The following is a 23,815-nucleotide window of genomic DNA, read 5'->3' on the forward strand; positions in this document are numbered from 1 at the left end:
GTACTATTGTAAAAAGTAACCATGACCCAACATCACCCGGCTCACCGCCCATACCCAGGGTCCTTAATTATTTAAGATATTTAAGAAACTTCCATAATGGTGCCAGATAATAGAGAATTACAGACTCTTTACTCTGAACTGGAAAGCACAAAAAGAGAACTTGAGTGCCTGAGAAAAGCAAGCGCATCACTCGAGCAAAAAAACCGACAGCTCAACATAGTGCTTGAAAGTACTGATACCGGTTACTGGAGCTGGAACATTCAAACCGGAGAACTCACAGTCAATGAACGCTGGGCAGCAATCACAGGCCATACCATGGCCAGCCTCCAGCCCATCAACATCGACTTATGGAAAAAGCTTTGCCATCCTGACGATCTTGCTACATCAAAATACCTGCTGGAAAAACATTTTGCCGGTGCAAACGAATGCTATGAAGTTGAAGCCCGAATACGCCATAAAAAAGGCCATTGGGTTTGGGTGGCCAACCGGGGCAAGGTAATTGAATGGGATAAAGCAGGCAAACCAGTGCATATGGTAGGCTCACTTCAAAAGATCAAGGGTGGAAAAAAATCTGCAGAAAATCTTACTGATTACTCGGCAAAACAAGAATCGGAAAAAAAGCTCAAAAAACAACTGGAATTCGAGCATCTAATTATCGACATTTCGAGTAAACTCATCAACCTCACCATCGAACAGATCGATCCCGTTATTGACGATATCCTCAAGATTATCGGCGAATACATGCAAGCTGATCGAAGCTATACCTTTCAGTTTTACGACAACAACAACCTGATGGACAATACCCACGAATGGTGTGTAGAAGGGATCAGGCCGGAAATAGATACACTCAAAGGACTGTCAACCAAAAGTTTTCCTTGGTGGATGGAAAAAGTCAGGAACAATGAAACCATTCTTATTCCCGATGTCTCAAAGCTTCCACCTGAAGCTGCAGCTGAAAAGAAAACCCTTGAACGACAGAATATCAAATCACTTATTGTCATTCCTCTGACCTCAAACACCAACCTGTTCGGCTACATCGGTTTGGACGCCGTCAGAAAGCCTCGATATTGGCAGCCGGAAACTATTACCGTTTTGCAGCTTGTCGGAGCAATTATCGCCAATACCCTGATTCGTAAACAAGCAGAACAGCTTCTTGAAACCGAGCTCGACCTCGCCGTGAAACTCAGCGGTTCAAAGTCTCTTGAGGAAACGCTCAATCTCTGCCTCGCAACCGCCATTTCAATTTCAGATATGGACTGTGGTAGCATCTATCTTGTCGAACCTGCTGATAAAAGCTTTTCTCTTTCTGCCCATAAAGGATTACCTAAAAACTTTCTCAAACATTCCGAGTCATATTTTCCTGGTGTTATGAAAGGCAACCCTTTATACAGCAGGATCAGCGGTACTGGAACCCCCTATTTCAAACAAGCCGGGAAAGAAGGGCTCAATGCCATAGCAATTCTGCCGGTACACTATAAGAACGATGTAATAGCCTGCTTGAATGTCGCGTCTCATCGATTGGAACATGTACCGAATTTTGCAAAAAAAGCGTTGGAAACCATTGCTTCCCATATTGGAGCGGCAATCATGCAGGCCCGGCACGAGGCTGAAACTGCAGAAACAAAAAAAAACCTCGAAACACTTTTCAACACCATCGATGACTTCCTCTTTATTATCGATACAGAAGGAAGAATTATTCATACGAACGATACCGTCCTCTACGACCTGAACTACACTCCAGAGGAGATAGCCCGGAGCCATATCCTTGATTTCCATCCCATTCATGAGCGGGAGCAAGCCATAAAAAACCTGAAAAGCTTGTTTGCAGGAAAAACCGATTTGTGCATGCTCCCACTACAAACCAAAGAGGGCGACCTCATTCCTGTTGAAACAAAAGTCAGCCGGGGAATATGGAACAACAAACCTGTCCTGTTCGGCATCAGCCGAGACATCACTGATCGTCTGAGGGCAGAAAAAGCATTACGGAAAAGTGAACAACGGTTTCGCGAACTTACAGAACAACTGCCTCAACCTGTTTTTGAATGTGACCTTGAAACCAGGGTCACCTATGCAAACAACTCGACACTTCAGCTGTTTGACTATACATACGAAGATCTGGAGCAGCATCTTACAACATTTGACCTTGCCATTCCTGAGGATCATTCTCTCCTACATAATTGCAGAAAAAAATTGTTTGAGGGAAGTCATCTTGAAACGCTGGAGTTCACGGCACTCACCCGAAAAGGCAAAACTTTCCCGGCCATTCTGTACGTAACGACTATTGTTGTTGATGAAAGTATTACCGGCTTCAGAAGTGTCGTACTCAACCTTACCAAACACAAAGAAATAGAGGATGCTCTGCGAGAAAGCGAATTAAAAAAACGCATGCTGCAGAAATACCAGAATCTCCTGCACAATATTCCGGGTATCATCTATACCACAGACCAAAAGGGGGAAATCGATTTTCTTTTCTCACCGAAAGTACTGTCAATCACCGGTTACAGCGCAAAAGAAATTCATGCGCTGCCGAAAGGCTGGGTGTCTATCATTCATCCCGATGACCGAAAAGAGTATCTGAATGCATGCAGAACTGCCCGTTACAATCTCGAGCCAATTATTCAGAGCTACAGAATCCGAACCAAAACCGGCCATGAAAAATGGATAGAAGATAGAAAAGCCCCCCTTCTCTGCAGTGATGGTAGCTTTACCGGTGCCGACGGTATCATGTTCGACATAACAAAACAGGCGGTTGCAGAATCAGAAAAACATGAGATAGAGCTGAAGTTACAGCAGGCTCAACGACTTGAAACCATCGGGACGCTTGCTGGTGGGATAGCCCATGATTTCAACAATATCCTGACCCCCATCATGGGCTATGCAGAAATGTTGAAACAACTGATCCCCTTAGGGGAAACCACAACAAACTACCTCGATGAAATCCAGAAAGCCTCAAAAAGGGCAAAAAACCTTGTGGAGCGAATTCTTGCATTCAGCCGGTTGGAGGAGTCTCATCAGACACCGTTAAACCCTGCCACAATAATTACTGAAGCCCTCAAACTGGCCCGCCCCTCTATACCCTCGACTATCACTATTGAAACCGACATCGATAACAACGTGGGCAACATTTTGGCCGATGCATCTCAAATGCATCAGTTAATCGTCAATCTTTGTACCAATGCTTACCATGCCATGGAAAAAACAGGAGGCAAACTGACCATCCGGTTACGTTCACTGCAGCCCGACCCAGCACACCTCAAATCACAGCCAAAGCTGCAAGACAAACCATACGTTTTACTGACTGTAACAGATACAGGCTCAGGCATGGACAGCAAAACAATGGAAAGAATTTTCGAGCCTTTCTTTACAACAAAACCCGTCAACAAAGGAACCGGTCTCGGGCTTTCCGTCGCGCACGGAATCATTACACAACATAAAGGAGTCATTACCGCATCGAGTAAACCCGGTAAAGGCACCACTTTTTGCATCTATCTACCGCTTATCCACAAAGAGGAATCACTACACTCCTCCAACCCTTCAGGTGAAACCAAAACCAGGGGAGAAAGTTCCATCCTTTTAGTTGACGATGAATCTTCGACAGTAAAAATGATGGAAGTTTTTCTGGAAAACAACGGCCATAGAGTAAAAACGACAAACTCAGCACCCGAAGCATTTGAAATACTCTGTCATAAGCCCGACCTTTTCGATCTGCTTATCACCAACGTGACTATGCCGGAAATGACAGGAATTGCTCTGGCCCGCAAAACACATCATATCAGGCCCGATCTACCGATTTTTCTCATGACCAGTCGGGAAATTGACCAGGAGCTTCAACGAACAATGAAAAATTACGGGGTCAAGACACTTCTCCGTAAACCCATAAATTTTTCTATATTACAGAGAGAAATTCAGGAAATCATGGAGTAACATTACAACTCATTTAGTATATGAAAATCCTGGTCATCGATGATGATGATGCTGTTCTGAATTACATCAGGGAAATCCTGAGACATGATGGGTTTAACGTCCTCACAACAGACAATGGCTCCACAGCCTTTGAAAAGCTCGCCAGAAACTGTGACGTAACTGCTGTTATCACCGATATCATCATGCCGGAGGAAGAAGGCATTGAAATCATTAAAAAAATCAAGTCCGAACACCCCCACATTAAAATTGTCGCCATCTCCGGTGGAGGAAAAATGAGCCCGCAAAGCTACCTCCAGCTCGCCTATGCCGTTGGAGCCGATGCAACCCTGAGAAAACCGTTCGGACATAAAGAATTGCTGAACACCTTGCAAAATCTTTAATCCACTTTCATGTTCTCCTCCTGTGAACAGTTTCTCTTTTCGGTCAACCCGTCAAACAGTCGCAAAACCTCTGGGAAGAGTTTCAAATCAGAATTTTCTTGAAAAAGGATTGGCAAGTACGTTCGTCATTATCCAACAAAAAAAGCCGTTTCATGAGCTGACATGAAACGGCTTATACGTAGATGCCCCCTTACCATCCACGCACATTCTCTCTGTCGAGAGAAACAGCAGTCCTACGAAAAAAGGAAGAATCACCTATTCAACAGGGATAAAACCCCTTTTAGGTCTTTGATTATATTAAAAAATAGCACCTCGAAACAAGTCGCAGGAAAAAACAATACATGACACATAACAACTTGAAACACAAATAAACATATTGTATTTCAAACAACTCTTTTTTTCGCTTTTTATCTCTTGTCTTCACCCATGAAACCCTTTATTACAGAAATCATGTACAACGTCACAATGAGGATTTCAGGCGAAAAAAACAGGTGCGTTTCTCTTCGGTTTAAAAAAGACGGCTAATTGTTTTCGATATATATTCATAGTAATCGGCATAGACCATAAATCCAGGATAGCCGGCATCCGAGCCGCCAATTGTTTCTGCCTTACAAACCGTCGGAAAAATTATTTGAACAGCAATTTAATTCCTGATTCATGAAAATACTCGTTATCGATGATGATATTGCTGTTCTGAAGTACCTCAGGGCAATCCTGAAACATAATGGCTTCAATGTCCTTACAGCGGACAACGGCCATAAAGCTTTCGAGCTGCTTTCCAAAAATCAGGATGTAACAATTGTAATCACGGACATCATCATGCCGGAACAAGAAGGCATTGAAATTATCAGAAAAATCAAATCCAAACACCCTCATATAAAAATAGTCGCCATTTCCGGTGGCGGGAAAATGAGCTCTGAAAGTTACCTCCAGTTAGCCTATGCCGCCGGAGCTAATGCCACCTTGAAAAAACCTTTCGGGGATAGAGAACTGCTCAATACCCTGCACCATCTTTAGACGAAAAAGACACTTAGCTCAACATCTTTTCAGGATTACAATGAGCTTTTCCCCCATTGATATTTCGTGAACATGGATCTAACCTCGAAAACCGCTCCATCACATCAACTTACCCAAAGGCCCTAAGTCCAGGTTCAAATCCTCATTTTTCAGCCCAAAATAATTCTTGAGTTCATCCATCTTATTTTCGAGAAGCAACATAGATTCACCAAGCTTTTCGATTTCTTCTTCACTCAGAGATCCACCATCCATTCTTCTCATAGCCTGCTTTTCCATCAACTTTCGAATAAGCTCAACAAGAGTAAGCACCAGTTTAGCCAGGCCATGCTCAACGTTTTCAGGGTTTACATCAATGTGACGAGGTAGCACCTGGGTTGTATTCGCCAACTCTTCTGCAAACGTTTCAACATCGTCTGAACCCACAAGAACCTTATTGTTTTTTTCTTCCATGGATGGAGAATTTCGTTTGAGATCAAAAAACAAAATTGTATGGCGGCCACGGACCTGTCAACAGAAATTTCAGCTCGGAGTACTGCCCCTGTAAAACCTTCACTTTTGAACAAAAAAAATCCGCATCTTTTTTTTCTACCAGATAGTTGCCGCTAAAAGCCACCTGCCCATCAGTTTGAGAACTTTCTTTGAATTTACTGCTGATCTCCTGCAACTCCAGCCGAATGACATCAATTGCTCTCTCTGTCCCCTTTTTCAACTCATTATCCGCCTTGAATTGTTGAAACTTCTGCAGTATATATTCTTTGCCGTCATTCGGCTTCTTATCGCATTGAATACTGCACATAGCAGAGTCTTTTGCTCCGGAGAATATTTTCAGACCGAATTCTTTCTTGCCTTCCAACTCAACAAGTTTCCTTTCGTAAAAAGCATAACGCTTTTGCAGCACCTCGGTAACGGCCCCGTCATCATTCAACAGCGCTCCAAACCTGCAAGGAAGTACGGTAAAGCTCTCACAAAGCGTATCGAGAATCATCCCATAAGCAAGAGCTGCCGATTTATCAAACGCGAAGCGATTCTTTTTAGCAGTACCCGCAATAGCGGCAATCTCTTTATGCCTTACAGGGTATAATGGTTCACCTGCTATTCCCGGCATTTCCGAAATCACCTTTTCAGGAACATCATGCCCTGTAATTGCATACAAGCACGTAAGCGCCTTTTCTTCATGCTTCATGCTCGATCTCCGACACTTCCAGGTATTTTTTTTTATGCTGCTCCATCGTATCTACCGAAGAAAGCAGCAGCTTGGCACCGATATAGAGCAAATCGATATCCGCCACGGAAATGGTAATATCTCCGGCAATGACAACACCCTTATTGAGAACTCTGTCAAGTAATTCAAGGACTGTGACATTTTGTGACGCGTCGATATCTTTCATAAAAGCTCCCGCTTTGCTTACTGTACAGAAAAATCAGCAAAATTGTATGGGGGCCAGGGCCCGGTGCATTCCAAATGAATACCGCATACCCCCAAAACTCTTTTCCTTGCCTCGAACTCATGCAGAAAAACCTCTTTTTCAGCCTGCTTGACCAGAAACTCCGCTTTCAATCCATTATTTCCATCGCTATCGGCCATTTCACATGCAGGAAGAGTGTTTTCCTGTGCGTGCGATGCCAGATAAAGCATACTTTCACGCATATGCCTTTCAAAAAACGACTGTACTTCATGCTCGAGAATGATTTCTTTTTTCTTTTTCAGGAAAAATGCCTTTCCCGGAGAACTTTCTGCAAGTTCCTGATCAAAGGCCCTCACCTCAGGACTTATAGTAGCCACATGACCTTTCACCGCATCATCATCAACCCGCGCTTTCACGCCATATTCAAGCATTCCAGTCAATTTTCGCAACCGTCCCTTCATTGCCATCTCATGCTTGTCGAGCATGGCCAATACATTCTTTTCGGAGTGAAACACCGTAGCGAACTTGAATGGCAAAAAAGTAACAACACCCACGAAAGAAGCTAAAACCTCGTGATGCTCGAGAGCCCAAGTCTTAAGCCACACGGTATTCTTGACATTTTCCTGAAACTTCGTTTCCGCAAAATCATCAGTGGAAACAGTTCTGGCGACAGCTCTCAACCCATGATGCTCAAGGGAATAGAGGTCAACGTTAAGCTTACATTGCTCTATGAGATGACAGGGTTCTTGAGTCACACAGTAAACATAAATACACTCGCCCATGCTCTTCAGCCTCAACGCTTATTCTATTGAACGTACTTTTTCAAAAGCAATGACCTCTAAATCCTCGGCAAGTTTGATCTCATAGAGGTTTCTGTCTTTGACACGGGTGTTCAATCCCAGCTCCTGTATAAAAGCACTGTCTTCATACACCTCGGTAAGAGTTTCCCAACCATTTTCATCTTTAAGCGTTTTAATGATTTTAACATCCCTTACGTTCAGTGCTTCCTTCAAGAAAGAGGAAACCTTTTTACGAACATCAAGAATAGATGGCTGTTTCAGGTTTTCACTGCCATGCTTTATTGTATCACTCATTGCTTCACTCAGTTTCTTTTTTCAAATATTCTAACAACTCTTTCTCTTTTTCATAGTACTCTTCTTCGCCTATTTCATCGAGCTCATAACGTAATTGCAACTCCATGAGCTTTTCCTTGACTTTATCTTTATCTGACAATTCTTTTTGTGAGATATCGTCAATCTTTTTTGCGATCCATATTATACTGTTAATCGGAGCAAAAAATATGTCATCAACAAGAAGCATAAATCAAAAAACTTCATAAAGATAAATTCACAAAACTATACGGTGGCAATCCACCGACATATTTAAAAATAACCTTATCCCCATACTGATCTGCCAGCTCATTGACCCGGGAATCAAATTCAGGTTCCCTTTTTGCATCAACGAAAAAAGCTGCATTTACGATCATCCTGTCACCAAAACAATTATTTTCTTTTATCTCTAAAGCAACGGGACCAAGTGCATCAAGAATAGCTTTCCGATACTTTTCTTTTTCCAATTCCAAAGCTTCCTCAACTTTTTTACCTATTTCTATATGTTCATAATACGCTTGATCATGAGACATTCCCTCAATCTTCTTCTTCAGTCTTCTAACCTCTTCATAATTTTGCAGAATATCATCAAAAACAATATCTTTTTTTGCAATCGCTTTAATTCCTAATTCTACTTTTCCCTTAACAAAATCAAGGCCATCGACAAATCTATCATATTTTTCTTTCAACAGCCCTATAACATCCGACTCATTCTCAACAACAGTGGCGAACCGAAGCGGCAGAACCGAATATTCTTTCATAACCGTTTCAATAACCATCTCATGAGCTATCATATTTTCTCTTGATGCGTCATACTTCATAAGAGGAGCACGACTAACAACAGCGCATATACCATCATATCCAACCGTAGTCACTTCATCTCCTCTCCCGCCGATACCGAAGTGACCGAATGTAACAGGACTTGACGATCTAATGATACAATACAGGTACAATCCTTCTTGCTGACTCATATTCAGATTTTTTTTATTTATACTTCCCAGTTTTCCGGATAAATAACGATATCGACAAAATTGTATGGTGGAAAAGGACCAGCATAGGAAAAACGTACTTTCCCTCCATTCTCTTCATATAAATCATCAACAACACCATCAAACTCTTTTTCACGACCTGAATCTACAAGAAAAGCTGCATTAAGAAATATTTTTTCATTTGAATTCCTGTTCACTTTATAGTCTACAGCAATTTTCCTTAAAGCATTCAGCACAGTCTCAGATACATCTTCCCTTTTTTTCATCAACTCTTCTTCGACAATTTTCCCAACCTGTATCATCGTTTCTTTATCCACTCCGTCCTCATTTGTCCGAAGCCTTTTTTTCAAGTCTTCATGCTCTCCCCCTATCTCATGAAGAACCTCATTCATACTCTCCCATTCACATTTGACATTCAGCTCAATCTTGTTTTCAAAGTACTTCAACAAGTCCATAAACTCACGATATCTTCTATCGAGAAGATCTCTTATTTCATCTGCATTTTTCGCAACTGTCCCGAATTTCACAGGCAGAACGCTGTTATACTCTTCCATTACCGCTTCAATAACCTTTTCATGCGCCAGAATGGTCTCCGGTTTGAGCACAAACTTGGAAAGAGGATGATCACTGACAACCATGCTGAGGTTTTCGTAGCTTATGGTCATCACCTCGTTTTCTTCTCCACCAATACCAATCGGCCCAAAATTTCTTTCTTGTGACGATGCCACTATACAATAGATATACTTTCCGGTTTCAGACATACTACTCTATCTTACCATGTGTTTGCGTTCTGCGAGCATATCTGCAAGCAATGCAATAGCCGCATTAAAATGTTCTGTGGTAACCGAAATGGAAGTCTTCAATGCATTATCGGCAAAAAACTCCCGCTCCTTTTTCAGAGATAACTTTTTGATATATCCCCGTATCGCCAGTATCGAGGCTCTTCTGCAAATGAAGGCAATGTCTGCCCCACTCATTCCTGCAGTTTTTTCAGCGAGCTCTGATAGACTGATGCTTTCTCCAAGAGGCATCTGCTCCGTATGAATGGCGAAAATACTTTCCCTGGCATTTTGATCGGGCACCGGTATTTCAAGGAGAAGATCGAACCTGCCGCTTCTGAGCAGGGCCGGTTCAATAAGATCCAGACGATTGGTTGCCGCAAGCACCAATACCCCCTGCAGCTCTTCTATACCATCCATTTCGTTAAGCAACTGACTGATAACCCGTTCAACAACCCTCTCTCCGGACAACTCGCCACTTCTTTTCGGTACAAGGCTGTCTATTTCATCGAGGAACAGAATCGTCGGTGCCGCCTGTCTTGCCTTCTTAAAGACCTCTCTTACAGCACGTTCAGACTCACCAATATATTGGCTGATAAGCTCCGGACCTTTTACAGCAATGAAGTTCACCTCGCTTTCGGTTGCAAGAGCCTTTGCAAGCAATGTTTTTCCCGTACCCGGAACGCCATAGAGCAAAACACCTTTTGGCGGACGCGTTTTTGTTTCCCGAAAAACCTCGGCAAACTTCAATGGCCATACAACAGCTTCTTCCAACTCCTCCTTTACGGCCTCCAAACCACCGACATGATGCCACGCTACATTGGGAACTTCAACGAACACTTCTCGAATAGCTGAAGGCTCCACATCTTTCATGGCCGACAAAAAATCAGCCATGGAAATAGTGAGCCCCATTGCCAGGTCATACGAAATTTCAGGTCGACTGAAATCTATATCGGGCAGAATTCTCCGTAAAGCCAGCATTGCCGCCTCACGAGCAAATGCCTGAAGGTCGGCGCCGACAAAACCGTGAGTTATTTCAGCCAGCTTTTTCAGGTCCACATTATCAGCCAGAGGCATTCCTCTCGTATGAATCTGCAAAATATCGTAGCGAGCGTTCTTATCGGGTATCGGAATTAGAATTTCACGATCAAACCTTCCTGGCCTTCTCAACGCAGGATCAAGCGTATTTGGCAGATTCGTTGCACCGATAACAATGACTTGCCCTCTTGATTTCAGCCCATCCAACAATGCAAGCAACTGAGCTACTACCCGGCGCTCCACCTGTTTTTCTCCGCCCATATCTTCCCTTTTAGGGGCGATGGCATCGATTTCATCAATAAAGATGATAGCAGGGGCATTGGCCTCAGCCTCTTCAAACACCCTTCTTAACCTTCCCTCACTTTCCCCGTAAAATTTCCCGATGACCTCAGGACCGGAAATGTGGGTAAAATACACATCGGTTTCATTGGCGACAGCACGCGCAGTAAGAGTCTTTCCCGTGCCGGGAGGACCATGCAGAAGCACACCCTTTGGAGCTTCTATCCCCAAACGTTCGAAAATCTGGGGAAACCGCAGCGGTAACTCGATCATTTCACGAATTCGTTCCACCTGCAAGCCTAAACCGCCTATATCTTCATAGGCTATACGCGCTGCTTTTTTCCCTCCCTGCTCATTTGTCTCGACCCGTATCGTTGCCCCGGTATTGACGAGCACGACCCCACGGGGCACAGTTTCAACCACCTTGAATTCAGCCGTTCCGGTACCGAACAGATTAGCTCTTATTCTATCCCCTGCCGTTACGGGCAAACCATCGATCAGCGACCCCAGATAACGGCTGTCCTCCTTCTGTGAAAGACCTGTTCCGGTAAGCGGCAAAAGCACAATTTTACTGGCCTGACCGGCCTGAACGCTTTCTATCTGCACTTTCTCATCAAGCCCAACCTCTGCATTTTCCCGCGTTATACCATCGATTTGGACAATCTTTTTACCACGGTCCTCAGGATACGAGGGCATAATCCTTGCGGGTGTTTTTCTCGGCCCGTGAATGAGAACAATTTGACCAGGGGCAAATCCAAGGTTTTGCATTTCCCCGGGGTCGAGCCGGCATACTGCGCGCCCGACATCTTTCGCAAGGGCTTCCTTGACTTGAAAAGTTGCCGCCACTACTTTTTTCATGAACTAAAAAAGATGATGCATGATAACCTCGAGCCCTGAAATACCCCTGACTTCCGTAGGGCGCTGCTGCACCATGGTTATTTCAAGTTTGCCAAACATGTCATATAACGTTTCAAGGTAACGGCTCTGACTCTGTTTTCTTTGACGGCAAAAATCACACCCTTCAGATACCATAACATTGTTGATTATCAGTTGCTTTACTACAACATTGAGTTTTTGCAATTGAAGCAAAAACCGCTTCGTTTCTTCGAGAGCCATTGCTTCGGGAATCGTTACAACAATGAACTCGGATTGCGACGTATCCTGTAAAAGCTTTTGGACTTTCCTAACGGTTTTCTTCATCGAAAACAGAAAGTCATCCCCTTCGTCCGGCTTGTAATCCCCTGCGAACCGGGTCACCATATAGCGGTACTTCCACCGCAGCTGAGCCATAATTTTTATCCAGTCGTCGAAAAGTTCGGGAGAAGTCATCAGGCGCAAAGCATGACCTGTCGGCGCTGTGTCGATAACATACTTTTCGAAGTTTGCTTGATCGATGATGTCGACAATAGTCTTGAAACCCATGACCTCATCGACGCCTGGAATCGGCATACTCATAAACGATTTGATATCCTCCTCGTCGAGGTTGGTAGAGGTATCGATCAATTTCCTGAGTTCCGGCTCATGCTCAAGCTGAAATTTGGCATATGCCTTTTCAGCATCGATCTCGAGAGCATAGAGCCTTTCTACGCCCTCAATTTGTGTAATGCTGTCGCCGATTGACTGCTCAAAACTGTCTGAAAGGGAATGGGCAGGATCTGTTGAAATCAAAAGCGTTTTATAGCTCCGGGCGAGGTAAAGAGCTGTAGCCGATGCAGATGTTGTTTTACCAACTCCACCCTTGCCACCAAAAAGAATTATTTTTAACGCTGGATCGAGAATATTTCTCAACGGCATATCAGCCTTTCTTCACTGTTACTTCCAAGACTCCATTCTGATATGTCCATGCTATTGTTTCAGCCTGTACGGCAGAAGGCAGTAGAAGCTCTTTTCGATACTTTCGGGACTGGCTTTGTGCGATAACCTCGAGAATGTCTCCTTCAAGAGTAACGGTAATGTCTTCTTTTGCGACTCCAGGCATTTCAAGCATGACGATGACACCGTCATCCTCATCGAAAATATCCGATAACGGCTCTCTCTCTTCCTCGACCTTCGGTCCCTCCTTTGTCTTTCTTATGTTGCCAAAAGACTCGACTACAGGCCCCTGACCGCCGATTCCCGTTTTGACCGTCACTCCAAAAACCCCTTTCATCCCTTTTTTCAAGTGACTTAAATCAATTTCACCCTCCTTCGAATACTCTCCACCCATCTCTTTCAGTTTGGCTGCGGCATCGACCAGTTTATCAAGTCCATCGAACAAACCACCAAGCTTGAGACTGCCAAACCCGAAATCAACGTCAAAGTCTTCTTTCTTCTTCTTTTGACTCATGACCTGATCCCCCTCCGCTTTTAGATTATCGTAAAGAATCAATTCCCATCACACCGAATCCCGTGCACTTTCCAACTTGACAAGCCTTTCTTTCAAGAGATTATTTTCTTCCTGAAGCTCGTTGAACCTGGTGTTGAGAGAAAGATCTTTATCTTCCTCCCACCAATTGATCCCGATCTCTTTGGCCTTATCAATAGAAGCGACAACCAGACGTATTTTCAATGTTATCAGGTCGATATCAGCAATCTGTACCTTTATATCACCAGCAATGACAACACCTTTATCCAGAACCCGTTCTAAAATATCTGCAAGCGTCGACGCCTGTGTCGCATGGGTTAATTGACTCATGAGAGTAACTTTATAATAATTAATACTGCAGGTTCTTCACCTGCCATGTCTTTCCGCCGTCTTCCTTATCGCCCTGTGTTTTTTTGTTTTGTTTCGCTGAAGCACCTTTCTGGCGATTGGTTCCAGCACGACTCCAATCGATCATAGCTTTCAACTCGTTGATTCGATCATTGATGGTTGACAATCGCTCATCGATCGATTCAAGTCTCGACAACACTTGTGACTTTTCTTTCTCAAGCCGATCTCTCTCTTGCACCAAAACATAAATATCAAGATGAGCCTGTGTTCGATCGCTGTTCGAAGCTCGACGCTTCAAACCACCGATGGTCTTGAGCCCTTTCATCCCCCGGACTGCACTAGAATGTCCCATTGCAGATCTCCTCTTTTTCTTGCACTTTTGAAGCCAAACCCTCATCGATCAAATCCGCCACCATTTTTCTCACACGTTTTTGATTGGTTTTAGAACCGACCCTGCTTGTTGCGGATGAAAGGATATCCTGACAAATCTCTTCAAACAGCGCTTTATTACTGTCAGGCTTTAGGGCAAGCTGTTTCAACGTCCTTGCAATCATGATGCTTGCCCTTACCGTGGGTTCGAACTCGCTTTTTTCGGACTCCCTCAACCCCCGTACAATTTTAACCACCCGCTCGGTATCCTTACGGGACAACCCAGACTTTGATCGCGCGATCCGAACCTCGGTCTCATAATCGAAATGATCGACGTCCATGGTTATCATTCTATCCCTTAACGCATCCTGAGTTCGGTTCACTCCGGCATACTCTTCAGGGTTAGAGGTAAAAATAGCAGTAAAATCGGGGTGAACCTTCAGGTACGGATCCTTTCCTCTACCCGCCGGCATATCCATTATCTTTTCCTGCAAAATGGAAAGCAGCACATTGTTTGCCTCCGGACGAGAACGTGAAAACTCATCGTACACCAGCGTGAACCCATGCTTGCAAGCGATGGTCAGCCGGTTATCAACCCAACGCTTAACCATGTTTTCTTCATACTTGTGAACGGTATGAATGAAATTATCGACAACCTTTTGAAAACGATGCCCATGCTCGCCTCCAATAAGATCAGCAGTGGTAAATTCAGCATCCCCGTGGATAAGGATAACCGGCCGCCCTATTTTATGAGCGAGATGAAGCGCCAAAGTCGTTTTGCCGGTCCCAGAAGGACCCCGAAAATGTACAGGGAACCCTGCCTTGGTATAAGCATGAGCTCTTTCAACCATCCCCTTCACATAGTCAGTCTCCACAAAGCCTGCTTGTGCTGTCGGCTCAAGCACAACAGATAATTCATCGCTATTCGGCATGTATCGTTACAACATTTTAAAGGATTAACAGGAAAAACACCATTTAAAGCGGGAAATAGAAATTGTCTTCTTTTTTTACCTTGTTACCTTCATAAAGTTTCTTGGCAATAACCCCCAAACGCATGCGGTTTGCACCTAAAGGCCCCTCCATGTCCTTTACGCGAACACCTTCGGGATGACTCGATATAAATCCTAAAACCTGTTCTTCGAGATTTTCAGAAACTGCATCTTTTTTTTCTTCAACAGCCTGAACAGGATTTTCAGTCTTGGCAACACTTGCTGCTTCCTGAACAGCAACCTCAGGAGATTTTACAGCATCAACTTTTTTTTTATCGGTTTTTTCCATCGCAGTAGCCGTATTTCCGCCATCACCTTTCCGAGCATTTCTCAAAGCCTCCCTACCTTGCTGCAACTCATTTCTCATTGACGACAAAAATTCACCCTGCATTTTCTTCATGCTTTGATGATCTGCCTCAAAAGCATTCAACATTCCCTTCACTGAATCACTCAACGCTGAACGAAACTCCTGAAGCATTTTTGCCTGTTCAGCACTTTTTTCACCGCGCTCCGACTCAAAATCGTTCATCAGCTTTCCAACCGAATCCCCCAACGCACTGCGAAAATCCTGAAGCATTTTTGCTTGCTCGGCACTTCTTTCACTGCGTTGCGTTCCAAAAGTATCCATAAGCTCTTTAACCGAACTTTTCAGGTCTTTATCCGCCATATGGAGCTTATCGAGTAGGTCCTTGCAACTTTGTTGTAACTCTTCACTCATTTTTTGTTTCTGCTTTTGAAATGAATCAAGCTTATCACTTACTTCCTTTCTAAGATCTTCAAGTTCCTGAAGACGACATTCTGCATCTTTTTTGCGCTCTTCGTAACCCGCAGAGATGCTTTCTGCAAGCTTGACCATGTCTGAAGAAATTTCCATGATATCTTAAATTTTTAATATTGGTATGATACCGGATTGAAAATCGAAACTCTCATACTTAAGCCGCTATATCCTCTAAAAATCCATCTCCTTAACTCAGCTGATCGACGTTTTGCTCCCCTAAGCGTTCCGCCTTGAACCCTTTTAACATATCAGCAACCTGTTTTTCACGTTCGCCCTGTTCCTTCTTTCTTTTTATTCGGGAATTGTCAAACTCTGCAAGCAAATTTTTTAAATCACGAACTCTTACTTCTCGTCCTTTTTTCAACAGTTTTCTTAAAGCATTCGCTATATGCTGTTGTGACTCATTGTATTCACTCAACTTTTCCTCAACATCTCTCTTCCGCTGTTCCCTTTCTTGAAACAACTCTTCGATAAAACGCCGAAATTGCCCGATAAGCTCATCATTTTTTCCTCCAAGATTGTCACGGAACACCCGCAACTCCTCTCGTAAAGCCGAAGCCGTCTCCCTTTGCTCATCAAAATATGATCGCAACATACTCCGTACCTCGGCCTCTCTTTTTTCCTGGGCATCGAAAATACGGCTCATCATATAATCAAAATCTTTTTTTCGGAGAGAGTCGTTGCTTGCTAACAAAGACTTTAACGTTATAACAATTTGCTCCCTCTCTTTTCGAGTAGTCGAGATTTCCTCTCCTAACTCGATAAATTGGCATGGTGCAGCAATAATTTGCTCAACAGTTCCAACGCTTTCTTCATAGACGGACAAAACCTCATCAACAGCTCCTCCAACCTCTTTTTGAAAAACCTTGATATCCATCACAAATAATTATTATACAGCTTAGCTGTAATGACAACACCCTACTAAAAAAGCCAACAATCGAGATTTCACTGGAAACTTATACCGGCTCTTTCAACCACAAGGATACGTTTGCAACAAAATCTCAACCCGAACTCGGGTCTTTACAATGCATTAAGCAGCACGAGCTGTCAGCCCGATAGCTTCAGCATATTTCAGGTATGTTTCTACAGAAGCAACAACGACTCTTGCTTCAACTGCAAGCAGCTCGATACCAACGAGTGATACCCTTGCCCATGCATCGATAACAATACCCTTGTCGAGAATACGGTCGACTACTTCAACGAGACTTGATGACCCCATGGTTTTTTCAACGGCCATAATTATATCTCCTTTTTAAGGTTATTATTGTTTTTCAAAAAAGCCCCCAGGCATATCGCCCAAGAGCACACTCATTCCATCTAATTTCGCATTCACAATTGATAACACTTCTTATATACCCAATCTGTAAATGAAATCGATCCAAACTGCTCTTACCTTGAACAAAAAAACTTAACAATAAATCAACATACTTACTGTACAAAACAGATATCACTGGACAAATCATCTATCCCTTGACATCCCAATAATACGATTCACTTATATAAAAAACAGTACAATTTCGTAATAAAGTAAAGCCATTCCCACACATTGAACTCCAACAACCACACAGTTGACCACCCTAGAGCTTTAACAAACAGCTAAGATCCTTATAAAAAATCTTTTACGCTCTTCCCAACAATTTTCATTTTCAAACATTACCCACCTGCTAATCAGCGAAAAATACTTACAACAAACAACATTTGTATTTTTTTTGATATACAGAACATATACACCCATAACAAACAACAGCAAAAAACACTTTGACATACAAGCAAAAACTTAAAACCTGTAACATATCTCAAAAATTTATCCTTATTTTCTATAAGAAACATAGGAAAGCTACTTCAAAAAATACACTTATTCTGCTCAAAGATACGCCAAAAAGACAGCGCCGCCCTATTTTCTGAAAACCGTGTTTGCATAATACAATGCAAAAAACTATCGTCAAGAATGAAGTTAAAAGTGATTCAAAACAATAATTCTCACTATAAAGAGAATTGAATTATATATTTTTTTACGTATTTAACACTCGATAAATCCACAAATATTTCACCCTGGTTTCGTCATTAATTTTTTGACTTTTAGATCTTCAAAAAAGCAACAGAACACTTAGAACACCACAAGTGGCACTTGTCCGATAAGCTTCTGCATGAACAGACCAAGTAACTTTTCGCTGGCTCAACGACGGCTCTTAACAAAGGACAGGGAAAACCTATAAGAGAAATGAAACACCTCAAAAACAAAAAATCCTATTCAACACATATACAGTTTATATAGCATGAACGAACCCTTTACTTGTTGAGTCAAGGTCATCACAAAAAGACCGAAAAAGGAAACTGCACTTATAAAAGAAGGTGATACATCATGAAAATTTACAAAGACTTTAATTACAGGCTTCGGGAATATATCCTGAAAAAGCATGGTTCAATCAGCGCATTTTGTAGGGCAACAGGAATCAAGTATCCGGCACAAATGGGTCCGTATTTGAAGGGCAAAAGTATTCCCGGGAAAAAATTACTGGCAAAGCTGGAAAAAGACGGAGCGGATATAGACTGGATTATGCATGGCAAAAGGAATACACTGATTAGTGGTCTGGGTGCACACCTTATGACTTCAAGCTATAAACTTGAAATGGAACGGATTATGAGAAGACTACAACTTTTGTATCAACAACTTGATGAAACACATTCCACTCAATTTGATGCATATGCTGTCATAAACTGCAATCTTATTCTTGATGAATTCACACGCTCATTTGAAAAGTTTCTTGGCTATAACAACAATGCCTTACAAGGAATATACTTTTTAGATTTAATTCACCCCAATGAAAGAGCATATGTACACAACTATGTTTTTATTGAAAAAGAAGAAAATTCAAAATGTGAACTATCGAGCAGATTCAAAAGTGCAAACAATCACTATATTGAAGTCGAATGGAGTGCTTATGGAAATAATATAACAAAAGATTGTAAAGAACATAGAGAATATGTTATTGTCGCCAGAAAATCAATCAACACAACAGCAAATAAATAGTTAGAAAATCAACAAAAAAATATATAAAAAATCATTATAAACTTTTTTTATACCCTCAAACAATAGCATCCCTTCTTTCTTATTCCCTCAGCGGCTGTGACAATCATGGCCTTAGAGCTACCTCGCCAAAGATTGATATTTCTCGTCAAAGCAAGGCTCTACCGACAGGTAGTTTAGCAATTGAAGTCACCATTGAAGCAGGAACATGTATGTTCTTTAATGAAAAGATGTATATTGATTCTTACCGCAGGGTGAGTGATTTTTTCAAATTCGTTCAATGCAAAGGGAGCACTGTTATGAGCTGGGGAATGGAAGACCCGAAAAAAAGAGAGGACATCCTCTACCTGATGGAGTTATCCACAAAGAAAATGATGGAAAACCCCAACTATGTCAATGAGGTAAAAAAAAGCTCCAACGGCTGCTGGATGGATCAGATGTACGGTATTCAGCGATGCGATATTTGCGATCTCGACAATGACTGCCCTGGTAAACTCGAAAAATTATGGCAGGAGTATTGCGAAGCAAACAACATTATCATTGAGAAAAACAGTGATAACAATCACTGAAAAACTTGTTTGATCTTTTTTTTAGGGCTATATTTTTAGCTTTGCTGAAAACCTGAAGAGCAGGTTTTCAACCCTCCGTTAGTTTTTTTCACCACTCGCCGATATCAAGCTCTGAAATGAAATGACTACTTCATTGGCAGGGGGTGAATCGTATTTTTATTTTTTACAAGCAAGAACACCAACAATGAGTGACCAAATAATCCTAAACAATGAAAATATGGTAACATCTAAAACTAGTGTGTCGGTTCTTTTTGCCGGAGACTCCGGTGACGGCATGCAGCTCACTGGTACCCAGTTCGCAAATACAGTAGCTGTTTACGGTTCTGACCTCAATACGTTCCCGAACTTTCCGTCTGAAATACGCGCTCCTGCCGGAACAATTTCAGGTGTTTCAGGTTTCCAGCTTCAGTTTGGAAGCAAAGCGGTGTATACACCCGGCGCAAAGTTTGATGTCATGGTTGCGATGAATGCAGCAGCTTTGAAAGCAAACCTGAAAAACCTTCACCATGGAGGCATCATTCTTGCGAACACCGACGGATTTGATGCAAAAAACCTCAAGCTTGCAGGGTACGGTGAAGAAAACAATCCGCTTGAAGATGGCACGCTCAACGACTATACCGTATTCGAGATACCGGTCGTAACCCTCACCCGAAAAGCGCTTGTCGACACAGGACTCAGCACAAAAAACATCGACCGCTGTAAAAACATGTTTGTGCTGGGCACCCTTTACTGGCTCTACAGCCTTCCTATCGATACCACGATTGAAACGCTTAAAACAAAGTTCAAGAAAAAAGCCGATGTTGCCGAAGCGAACATCAAGGCGGTCAAAGCAGGCTACAATTTCGGTGATGAAACGGAAATGTTTTCTCAGCATGGCCGTTTTTCAGTCGATCCGGCCAATAAAAAGCCAGGTGTCTACCGCCGTGTCACCGGCAACGAAGCTTCAGCTATCGGTTTGACTGCTGCTGCGAAAAAAGCCGGTCTGGAGCTCTTTCTCGGCTCATACCCGATCACGCCTGCGTCAGAAATCCTGCAGACGCTTTCCGGGCTGAAAAAATGGGGAGTTAAAACATTCCAAGCAGAAGATGAAATAGCGGGTGTTCTGACCAGCATCGGCGCATCCTATGGAGGAGCTCTTGCTGCAACCAACACCTCCGGTCCGGGGCTCGCGCTAAAAGCAGAAGGCCTTGGCTTGGCTGTAATGCTTGAGATTCCACTTGTTGTCGTGAATGTTCAGCGTGGCGGTCCTTCGACCGGTCTTCCGACGAAACCTGAACAGTCAGACCTGTTTATATCCATGTTCGGACGTCATGGTGACGCACCGGTACCGATTATCGCCGCAACATCTCCTGTTGACTGTTTCTACACCGCATACGAAGCAGCAAAAATAGCCGTGGAATACATGACTCCGGTTATTTGTCTTACCGACGGTTACCTTGGCCTGAGTTCGGAGCCAATGCTGATTCCTGCTCCTGATGATCTTGCTGATATCACCCCAAAATACGTCAAGGAAAGAAAACCCGAAGATCCGCCCTATCTCCCGTACAAACGTGATGAGAAAGGTGTAAGAGAATGGGCCATCCCTGGTACAAAAGGTCTCGAACACCGCATCGGTGGTCTTGAAAAACAGCACGAAACCGGTCATGTGTCACACGATCCTGAAAACCATGCTCTTATGACAAAACTTCGTGCGGAAAAGATCGAACGTGTCATCGATCTTGTGCCGGATCAAACCATTGACAATGGTCCTGAACAAGGCGACCTTCTTGTCCTCGGCTGGGGTTCAACCTACGGAGCAATTAAAATCGCTGTCGAACAAGCGCTTGCAGGTGGCTGCAATGTTGCTCACGCCCATCTCCGCTATCTGAATCCGTTCCCGAAAAATCTCGGAGAGATTCTCAGTAACTACAAGAAAGTGCTGATACCGGAAAACAACTATGGCCAGCTTATACGCATTATAAGGGACAAGTACCAGATTGAGCCTGTTGGCTACAGCAAGGTACAGGGTCTTCCATTCAACGAGATGGAAATTGAAGCAAAAATCACAGACACTTTAAAGGAGCTTTAAACTATGAGCGATACAAATACTCAATTGACAGCTAAAGATTTTACGTCGAGCCAGGAACCGAAATGGTGTCCGGGCTGCGGTGATCATGCTGTGCTTCAACAGCTGAAAAACGCCATGGCAGATCTCAATCTCAAAACTGAAGAGGTTGTTTTTGTCTCAGGTATCGGCTGTTCTTCACGACTGCCGTACTATGTCGCAACCTATGGCGTTCACGGCATTCATGGAAGGGCAATGGCCATGGGTTCCGGGTTAAAAGCTGCCCGACCCGATCTCAGCGTGTGGGTCGCCACCGGTGACGGTGATGCACTGTCAATCGGCGGCAATCACTATATCCATACCATTAGAAGAAACCTCGACATGAATATTATACTGTTCAACAATGAGATCTATGGTCTTACAAAAGGACAGTATTCTCCAACATCAAAAGTTGGACTGAAGACCGTCACCTCTCCCAACGGAGTAGTTGACTACCCGATGAACACCCTTGCCCTGACGCTTGGCTCCGGTGGAACCTTTGTGGCAAGAGTCCTTGATCGTGACGGCAAATTCATGCGCGAAGTGTTCAAGCGTTCAGCACAGCACAGAGGAACATCTGTTGTCGAGATCTACCAGAACTGTCCGATATATAACGATGGTGCGTTCTCGGTATTTACCGACAGGGAAAGGAAAGCTGATACGATAGTCTATCTTGAACAGGGTAAGCCGCTTGTTTTCGGCAAAGAGAGTAACAAGGGAATCATGCTCGATGGTTTTACACCGCTTGTCGTTGACCTCGGCGACTCCTCGGTTTCCAAAGACGATTTATGGGTTCACGACGAGAATGACAAGCTGAAAGCAAATATTCTCGCTGACTTCTTTGATGATCCTGATACCAAGGAAGATTATCTTCCCAGGCCTATCGGCATCTTTTATGTTGAGGACCGTTTCACTTACGAAGATGCTCTCGACGATCAGATAGCCCAGCTGCAATCAGCTGGAGAAGGCACTCTCGAAGAACTTCTCTCAGGCCCAAGCACCTGGACGATCAACTAATGCTCCTCAGGGAAGCACAGAAAAAAAGAAGAGGCTGTCTCATAAGTCAATTATGAGGCAGCTTTCTTGTTTTTACGGAGATCCTGTGTATTATGGCTTAAATCCTTTTAGTGTTTTTACAATAATATCTTAGCTAAACCCACAAACGCAATGGGCTACCTTTACAGATAGCCCGATTTTGCTTTGGTTTGCCCTTTTGAGACAGCCTCTTCTGCTTTTATCTCGCGAACGTCGTTACCACTCTATTGTCTGCCCGACAAATACATAGGTCAATGAAACTGCAAACTCAAGCTCCTTCCCTAGACGATTCAACAATTCAACAGTTCAACAACAATCACCCCTCTTCATTCCATACCCCCATCCCGGCAAACTTGTCGATTCTTTCATCGACAAGATCTTCAGGTTTTCTCCCTTTCAGAAGCCGTAATTCATCAATAAGCACCGACTTCACTGTTTCCGCCATTTTTTCCGGATTATGATGCGCTCCCCCAAGCGGCTCGGGTATAATTCTGTCAATGATCTTTTGTTCGAGAAGGTCGTCGGCTGTCAGCTTCAGTGCTTCAGCAGCCTGCTCTTTGAACTTCCAGCTCCTCCACAGAATAGATGAACAGCTTTCAGGTGAAATAACCGAATACCATGCGTTTTCAGCCATCAGTATACGATCTCCCACACCAATGCCTATTGCACCACCGCTCGCCCCTTCACCTATGACAACGCAGATAATTGGGACACGCAGTCCGGCCATCTCAAACAAATTGCGGGCAATCGCCTCCGCCTGCCCCATTTCTTCAGCTTCGATACCAGGATATGCCCCGGGAGTATCGATCAGGGTAACGACCGGTTTACCGAACTTTTCCGCGAGCTTCATGAGACGGAGAGCTTTACGATACCCTTCTGGCTGAGCCATGCCGAAATTCCTGAACAGATTTGACTTTGTATCCCGGCCCTTCTGATGCCCGATAACCATAACCGTCTGCTTGAAGCCTGACTCTTCCTCTTCTATCCTGGCAAAACCTCCGACAATCGCTTTGTCATCGCGGTAATGCCTGTCACCGGCGAGCTCTACAAAGTCCTGTGTCATCATATAGATGTAATCCAAGGTGTATGGCCGTTCCGGATGACGCGCCAGCTGCACCTTCTGCCACCTTGTAAGATTCTGGTAGATCGAAAGCCTGAGGGCATCAACTTTCGATTCAAGAATCTCTATCTCACGATTCAGCCCTTCCGTCTCAACAAGATTATGCTCACCTGAACTTTTTTTCAAACACACTCGCATCTCGTGAAGCTTCTCTTCGAGCTCGAACAGCGGCTTCTCAAAATCAAGAACTACTTTTGTTGCCATAAAATCAGACACCTTTTTTATAAAAAA

General features: G+C 43.5%; 25 protein-coding genes. 7 read left to right on the forward strand and 18 right to left on the reverse strand.

Features of this window, described 5'->3' with window-relative positions; genetic code table 11:
* The first annotated feature begins 96 nt into the window (after positions 1 to 96).
* The 3 genes from CR164_RS05160 (at position 97) to CR164_RS05170 (ending at position 5,321) form a co-directional block, all read left to right on the forward strand.
* Complete coding sequence (locus CR164_RS05160; RefSeq protein ID WP_110022866.1) at positions 97 to 3,924, forward strand: PAS domain S-box protein; 3,828 nt, start codon at positions 97 to 99, stop codon at positions 3,922 to 3,924.
* Between the two features lie 20 nt (positions 3,925 to 3,944).
* A complete protein-coding gene (locus CR164_RS05165; RefSeq protein WP_110022867.1) occupies positions 3,945 to 4,304 on the forward strand; it encodes a response regulator in 360 nt (119 codons plus the stop codon).
* A 657-nt stretch (positions 4,305 to 4,961) separates the two neighbouring features.
* Complete coding sequence (locus CR164_RS05170) at positions 4,962 to 5,321, forward strand: response regulator (RefSeq protein ID WP_110022868.1); 360 nt, start codon at positions 4,962 to 4,964, stop codon at positions 5,319 to 5,321.
* 99 nt (positions 5,322 to 5,420) lie between these two features.
* Here the strand turns inward: CR164_RS05170 and CR164_RS05175 are convergent, their stop codons facing one another.
* The 17 genes from CR164_RS05175 to gvpA form a co-directional block, all read right to left on the reverse strand.
* On the reverse strand, positions 5,421 to 5,771 hold the full coding sequence (locus CR164_RS05175; RefSeq protein WP_110022869.1) for a gas vesicle protein K: 351 nt from the start codon (positions 5,769 to 5,771) through the stop codon (positions 5,421 to 5,423).
* A gap of 22 nt (positions 5,772 to 5,793) precedes the next feature.
* Complete coding sequence (locus CR164_RS05180; RefSeq protein ID WP_110022870.1) at positions 5,794 to 6,504, reverse strand: GvpL/GvpF family gas vesicle protein; 711 nt, start codon at positions 6,502 to 6,504, stop codon at positions 5,794 to 5,796.
* Positions 6,494 to 6,709 (reverse strand): gas vesicle protein, encoded by a 216-nt coding sequence (locus CR164_RS05185; protein WP_110022871.1) that lies wholly within the window; start codon positions 6,707 to 6,709, stop codon positions 6,494 to 6,496. The genes CR164_RS05180 and CR164_RS05185 overlap by 11 nt, the downstream gene beginning before the upstream one ends.
* Positions 6,710 to 6,726: 17 nt before the next feature.
* Complete coding sequence (locus tag CR164_RS05190) at positions 6,727 to 7,509, reverse strand: GvpL/GvpF family gas vesicle protein (protein WP_110022872.1); 783 nt, start codon at positions 7,507 to 7,509, stop codon at positions 6,727 to 6,729.
* 18 nt (positions 7,510 to 7,527) lie between these two features.
* Positions 7,528 to 7,821: a hypothetical protein gene (locus CR164_RS05195; RefSeq protein WP_110022873.1), complete on the reverse strand. Its 294-nt coding sequence runs from the start codon at positions 7,819 to 7,821 to the stop codon at positions 7,528 to 7,530.
* Between the two features lie 4 nt (positions 7,822 to 7,825).
* Entirely contained in the window at positions 7,826 to 8,047 is a 222-nt protein-coding gene (locus CR164_RS05200) for a gas vesicle protein GvpG (protein ID WP_110022874.1), read from the reverse strand.
* A 13-nt stretch (positions 8,048 to 8,060) separates the two neighbouring features.
* Positions 8,061 to 8,807 carry a GvpL/GvpF family gas vesicle protein gene (locus CR164_RS05205; protein ID WP_110022875.1) on the reverse strand — a complete coding sequence of 249 codons (747 nt, stop codon included), beginning with the start codon at positions 8,805 to 8,807 and terminating at the stop codon, positions 8,061 to 8,063.
* A 17-nt stretch (positions 8,808 to 8,824) separates the two neighbouring features.
* Positions 8,825 to 9,586: a GvpL/GvpF family gas vesicle protein gene (locus CR164_RS05210; RefSeq protein ID WP_110022876.1), complete on the reverse strand. Its 762-nt coding sequence runs from the start codon at positions 9,584 to 9,586 to the stop codon at positions 8,825 to 8,827.
* Positions 9,587 to 9,592: 6 nt separating this feature from the next.
* Positions 9,593 to 11,779 carry a CDC48 family AAA ATPase gene (locus tag CR164_RS05215; RefSeq protein ID WP_110022877.1) on the reverse strand — a complete coding sequence of 729 codons (2,187 nt, stop codon included), beginning with the start codon at positions 11,777 to 11,779 and terminating at the stop codon, positions 9,593 to 9,595.
* A 3-nt stretch (positions 11,780 to 11,782) separates the two neighbouring features.
* The gene (locus CR164_RS05220) at positions 11,783 to 12,715 is read right to left on the reverse strand and encodes an ArsA family ATPase (protein WP_110022878.1); all 933 of its coding nucleotides are present in this window, start codon (positions 12,713 to 12,715) and stop codon (positions 11,783 to 11,785) included.
* A 1-nt stretch (position 12,716) separates the two neighbouring features.
* Positions 12,717 to 13,247, reverse strand: coding sequence for an Hsp20 family protein (locus tag CR164_RS05225; RefSeq protein ID WP_110022879.1), 531 nt, complete (start codon positions 13,245 to 13,247; stop codon positions 12,717 to 12,719).
* Between the two features lie 48 nt (positions 13,248 to 13,295).
* Positions 13,296 to 13,595 carry a gas vesicle protein gene (locus tag CR164_RS05230; RefSeq protein ID WP_110022880.1) on the reverse strand — a complete coding sequence of 100 codons (300 nt, stop codon included), beginning with the start codon at positions 13,593 to 13,595 and terminating at the stop codon, positions 13,296 to 13,298.
* Positions 13,596 to 13,614: 19 nt separating this feature from the next.
* Entirely contained in the window at positions 13,615 to 13,965 is a 351-nt protein-coding gene (locus tag CR164_RS05235) for a hypothetical protein (protein ID WP_110022881.1), read from the reverse strand.
* Complete coding sequence (gene gvpN / locus CR164_RS05240) at positions 13,952 to 14,914, reverse strand: gas vesicle protein GvpN (protein WP_110022882.1); 963 nt, start codon at positions 14,912 to 14,914, stop codon at positions 13,952 to 13,954. The genes CR164_RS05235 and gvpN overlap by 14 nt, the downstream gene beginning before the upstream one ends.
* A 43-nt stretch (positions 14,915 to 14,957) precedes the next feature.
* The gene (locus tag CR164_RS05245) at positions 14,958 to 15,845 is read right to left on the reverse strand and encodes a hypothetical protein (protein WP_110022883.1); all 888 of its coding nucleotides are present in this window, start codon (positions 15,843 to 15,845) and stop codon (positions 14,958 to 14,960) included.
* Between the two features lie 91 nt (positions 15,846 to 15,936).
* Complete coding sequence (locus CR164_RS05250; protein ID WP_110022884.1) at positions 15,937 to 16,626, reverse strand: hypothetical protein; 690 nt, start codon at positions 16,624 to 16,626, stop codon at positions 15,937 to 15,939.
* Between the two features lie 153 nt (positions 16,627 to 16,779).
* Positions 16,780 to 16,986, reverse strand: a complete 207-nt coding sequence (gene gvpA / locus CR164_RS05255) for a gas vesicle structural protein GvpA (protein WP_110022885.1) — start codon at positions 16,984 to 16,986, stop codon at positions 16,780 to 16,782.
* Positions 16,987 to 18,111: 1,125 nt separating this feature from the next.
* Between gvpA and CR164_RS05260 the strand changes: the two genes are divergently transcribed.
* The 4 genes from CR164_RS05260 (at position 18,112) to CR164_RS05275 (ending at position 22,446) form a co-directional block, all read left to right on the forward strand.
* Complete coding sequence (locus CR164_RS05260; protein ID WP_110022886.1) at positions 18,112 to 18,780, forward strand: PAS domain-containing protein; 669 nt, start codon at positions 18,112 to 18,114, stop codon at positions 18,778 to 18,780.
* A gap of 296 nt (positions 18,781 to 19,076) precedes the next feature.
* A complete protein-coding gene (locus CR164_RS05265; RefSeq protein ID WP_110023051.1) occupies positions 19,077 to 19,346 on the forward strand; it encodes a hypothetical protein in 270 nt (89 codons plus the stop codon).
* A 184-nt stretch (positions 19,347 to 19,530) separates the two neighbouring features.
* Complete coding sequence (locus CR164_RS05270; protein ID WP_110022887.1) at positions 19,531 to 21,414, forward strand: 2-oxoacid:acceptor oxidoreductase subunit alpha; 1,884 nt, start codon at positions 19,531 to 19,533, stop codon at positions 21,412 to 21,414.
* Positions 21,415 to 21,417: 3 nt separating this feature from the next.
* Positions 21,418 to 22,446, forward strand: a complete 1,029-nt coding sequence (locus CR164_RS05275; protein WP_110022888.1) for a 2-oxoacid:ferredoxin oxidoreductase subunit beta — start codon at positions 21,418 to 21,420, stop codon at positions 22,444 to 22,446.
* A 334-nt stretch (positions 22,447 to 22,780) separates the two neighbouring features.
* Here CR164_RS05275 and CR164_RS05280 read toward each other — a convergent pair whose 3' ends face one another.
* The gene (locus CR164_RS05280) at positions 22,781 to 23,788 is read right to left on the reverse strand and encodes an acetyl-CoA carboxylase carboxyltransferase subunit alpha (protein ID WP_110022889.1); all 1,008 of its coding nucleotides are present in this window, start codon (positions 23,786 to 23,788) and stop codon (positions 22,781 to 22,783) included.
* Positions 23,789 to 23,815: the final 27 nt, after the last annotated feature.

This window comes from Prosthecochloris marina (genome assembly GCF_003182595.1).
In the GTDB taxonomy this organism is placed as follows: Bacteria; Bacteroidota; Chlorobiia; order Chlorobiales; family Chlorobiaceae; genus Prosthecochloris; species Prosthecochloris marina.

Coding starts and splice junctions, on each gene's coding strand:
- CR164_RS05160 (WP_110022866.1), top strand. CDS start 97: ATGGTGCCAGATAATAGAGAATTACAGACTCTTTACTCTGAACTGGAA.
- CR164_RS05165 (WP_110022867.1), top strand. CDS start 3,945: ATGAAAATCCTGGTCATCGATGATGATGATGCTGTTCTGAATTACATC.
- CR164_RS05170 (WP_110022868.1), top strand. CDS start 4,962: ATGAAAATACTCGTTATCGATGATGATATTGCTGTTCTGAAGTACCTC.
- CR164_RS05175 (WP_110022869.1), bottom strand. CDS start 5,771: ATGGAAGAAAAAAACAATAAGGTTCTTGTGGGTTCAGACGATGTTGAA.
- CR164_RS05180 (WP_110022870.1), bottom strand. CDS start 6,504: ATGAAGCATGAAGAAAAGGCGCTTACGTGCTTGTATGCAATTACAGGG.
- CR164_RS05185 (WP_110022871.1), bottom strand. CDS start 6,709: ATGAAAGATATCGACGCGTCACAAAATGTCACAGTCCTTGAATTACTT.
- CR164_RS05190 (WP_110022872.1), bottom strand. CDS start 7,509: ATGGGCGAGTGTATTTATGTTTACTGTGTGACTCAAGAACCCTGTCAT.
- CR164_RS05195 (WP_110022873.1), bottom strand. CDS start 7,821: ATGAGTGATACAATAAAGCATGGCAGTGAAAACCTGAAACAGCCATCT.
- CR164_RS05200 (WP_110022874.1), bottom strand. CDS start 8,047: ATGCTTCTTGTTGATGACATATTTTTTGCTCCGATTAACAGTATAATA.
- CR164_RS05205 (WP_110022875.1), bottom strand. CDS start 8,807: ATGAGTCAGCAAGAAGGATTGTACCTGTATTGTATCATTAGATCGTCA.
- CR164_RS05210 (WP_110022876.1), bottom strand. CDS start 9,586: ATGTCTGAAACCGGAAAGTATATCTATTGTATAGTGGCATCGTCACAA.
- CR164_RS05215 (WP_110022877.1), bottom strand. CDS start 11,779: ATGAAAAAAGTAGTGGCGGCAACTTTTCAAGTCAAGGAAGCCCTTGCG.
- CR164_RS05220 (WP_110022878.1), bottom strand. CDS start 12,715: ATGCCGTTGAGAAATATTCTCGATCCAGCGTTAAAAATAATTCTTTTT.
- CR164_RS05225 (WP_110022879.1), bottom strand. CDS start 13,247: ATGAGTCAAAAGAAGAAGAAAGAAGACTTTGACGTTGATTTCGGGTTT.
- CR164_RS05230 (WP_110022880.1), bottom strand. CDS start 13,595: ATGAGTCAATTAACCCATGCGACACAGGCGTCGACGCTTGCAGATATT.
- CR164_RS05235 (WP_110022881.1), bottom strand. CDS start 13,965: ATGGGACATTCTAGTGCAGTCCGGGGGATGAAAGGGCTCAAGACCATC.
- gvpN (WP_110022882.1), bottom strand. CDS start 14,914: ATGCCGAATAGCGATGAATTATCTGTTGTGCTTGAGCCGACAGCACAA.
- CR164_RS05245 (WP_110022883.1), bottom strand. CDS start 15,845: ATGGAAATTTCTTCAGACATGGTCAAGCTTGCAGAAAGCATCTCTGCG.
- CR164_RS05250 (WP_110022884.1), bottom strand. CDS start 16,626: ATGGATATCAAGGTTTTTCAAAAAGAGGTTGGAGGAGCTGTTGATGAG.
- gvpA (WP_110022885.1), bottom strand. CDS start 16,986: ATGGCCGTTGAAAAAACCATGGGGTCATCAAGTCTCGTTGAAGTAGTC.
- CR164_RS05260 (WP_110022886.1), top strand. CDS start 18,112: ATGAAAATTTACAAAGACTTTAATTACAGGCTTCGGGAATATATCCTG.
- CR164_RS05265 (WP_110023051.1), top strand. CDS start 19,077: ATGAGCTGGGGAATGGAAGACCCGAAAAAAAGAGAGGACATCCTCTAC.
- CR164_RS05270 (WP_110022887.1), top strand. CDS start 19,531: ATGAGTGACCAAATAATCCTAAACAATGAAAATATGGTAACATCTAAA.
- CR164_RS05275 (WP_110022888.1), top strand. CDS start 21,418: ATGAGCGATACAAATACTCAATTGACAGCTAAAGATTTTACGTCGAGC.
- CR164_RS05280 (WP_110022889.1), bottom strand. CDS start 23,788: ATGGCAACAAAAGTAGTTCTTGATTTTGAGAAGCCGCTGTTCGAGCTC.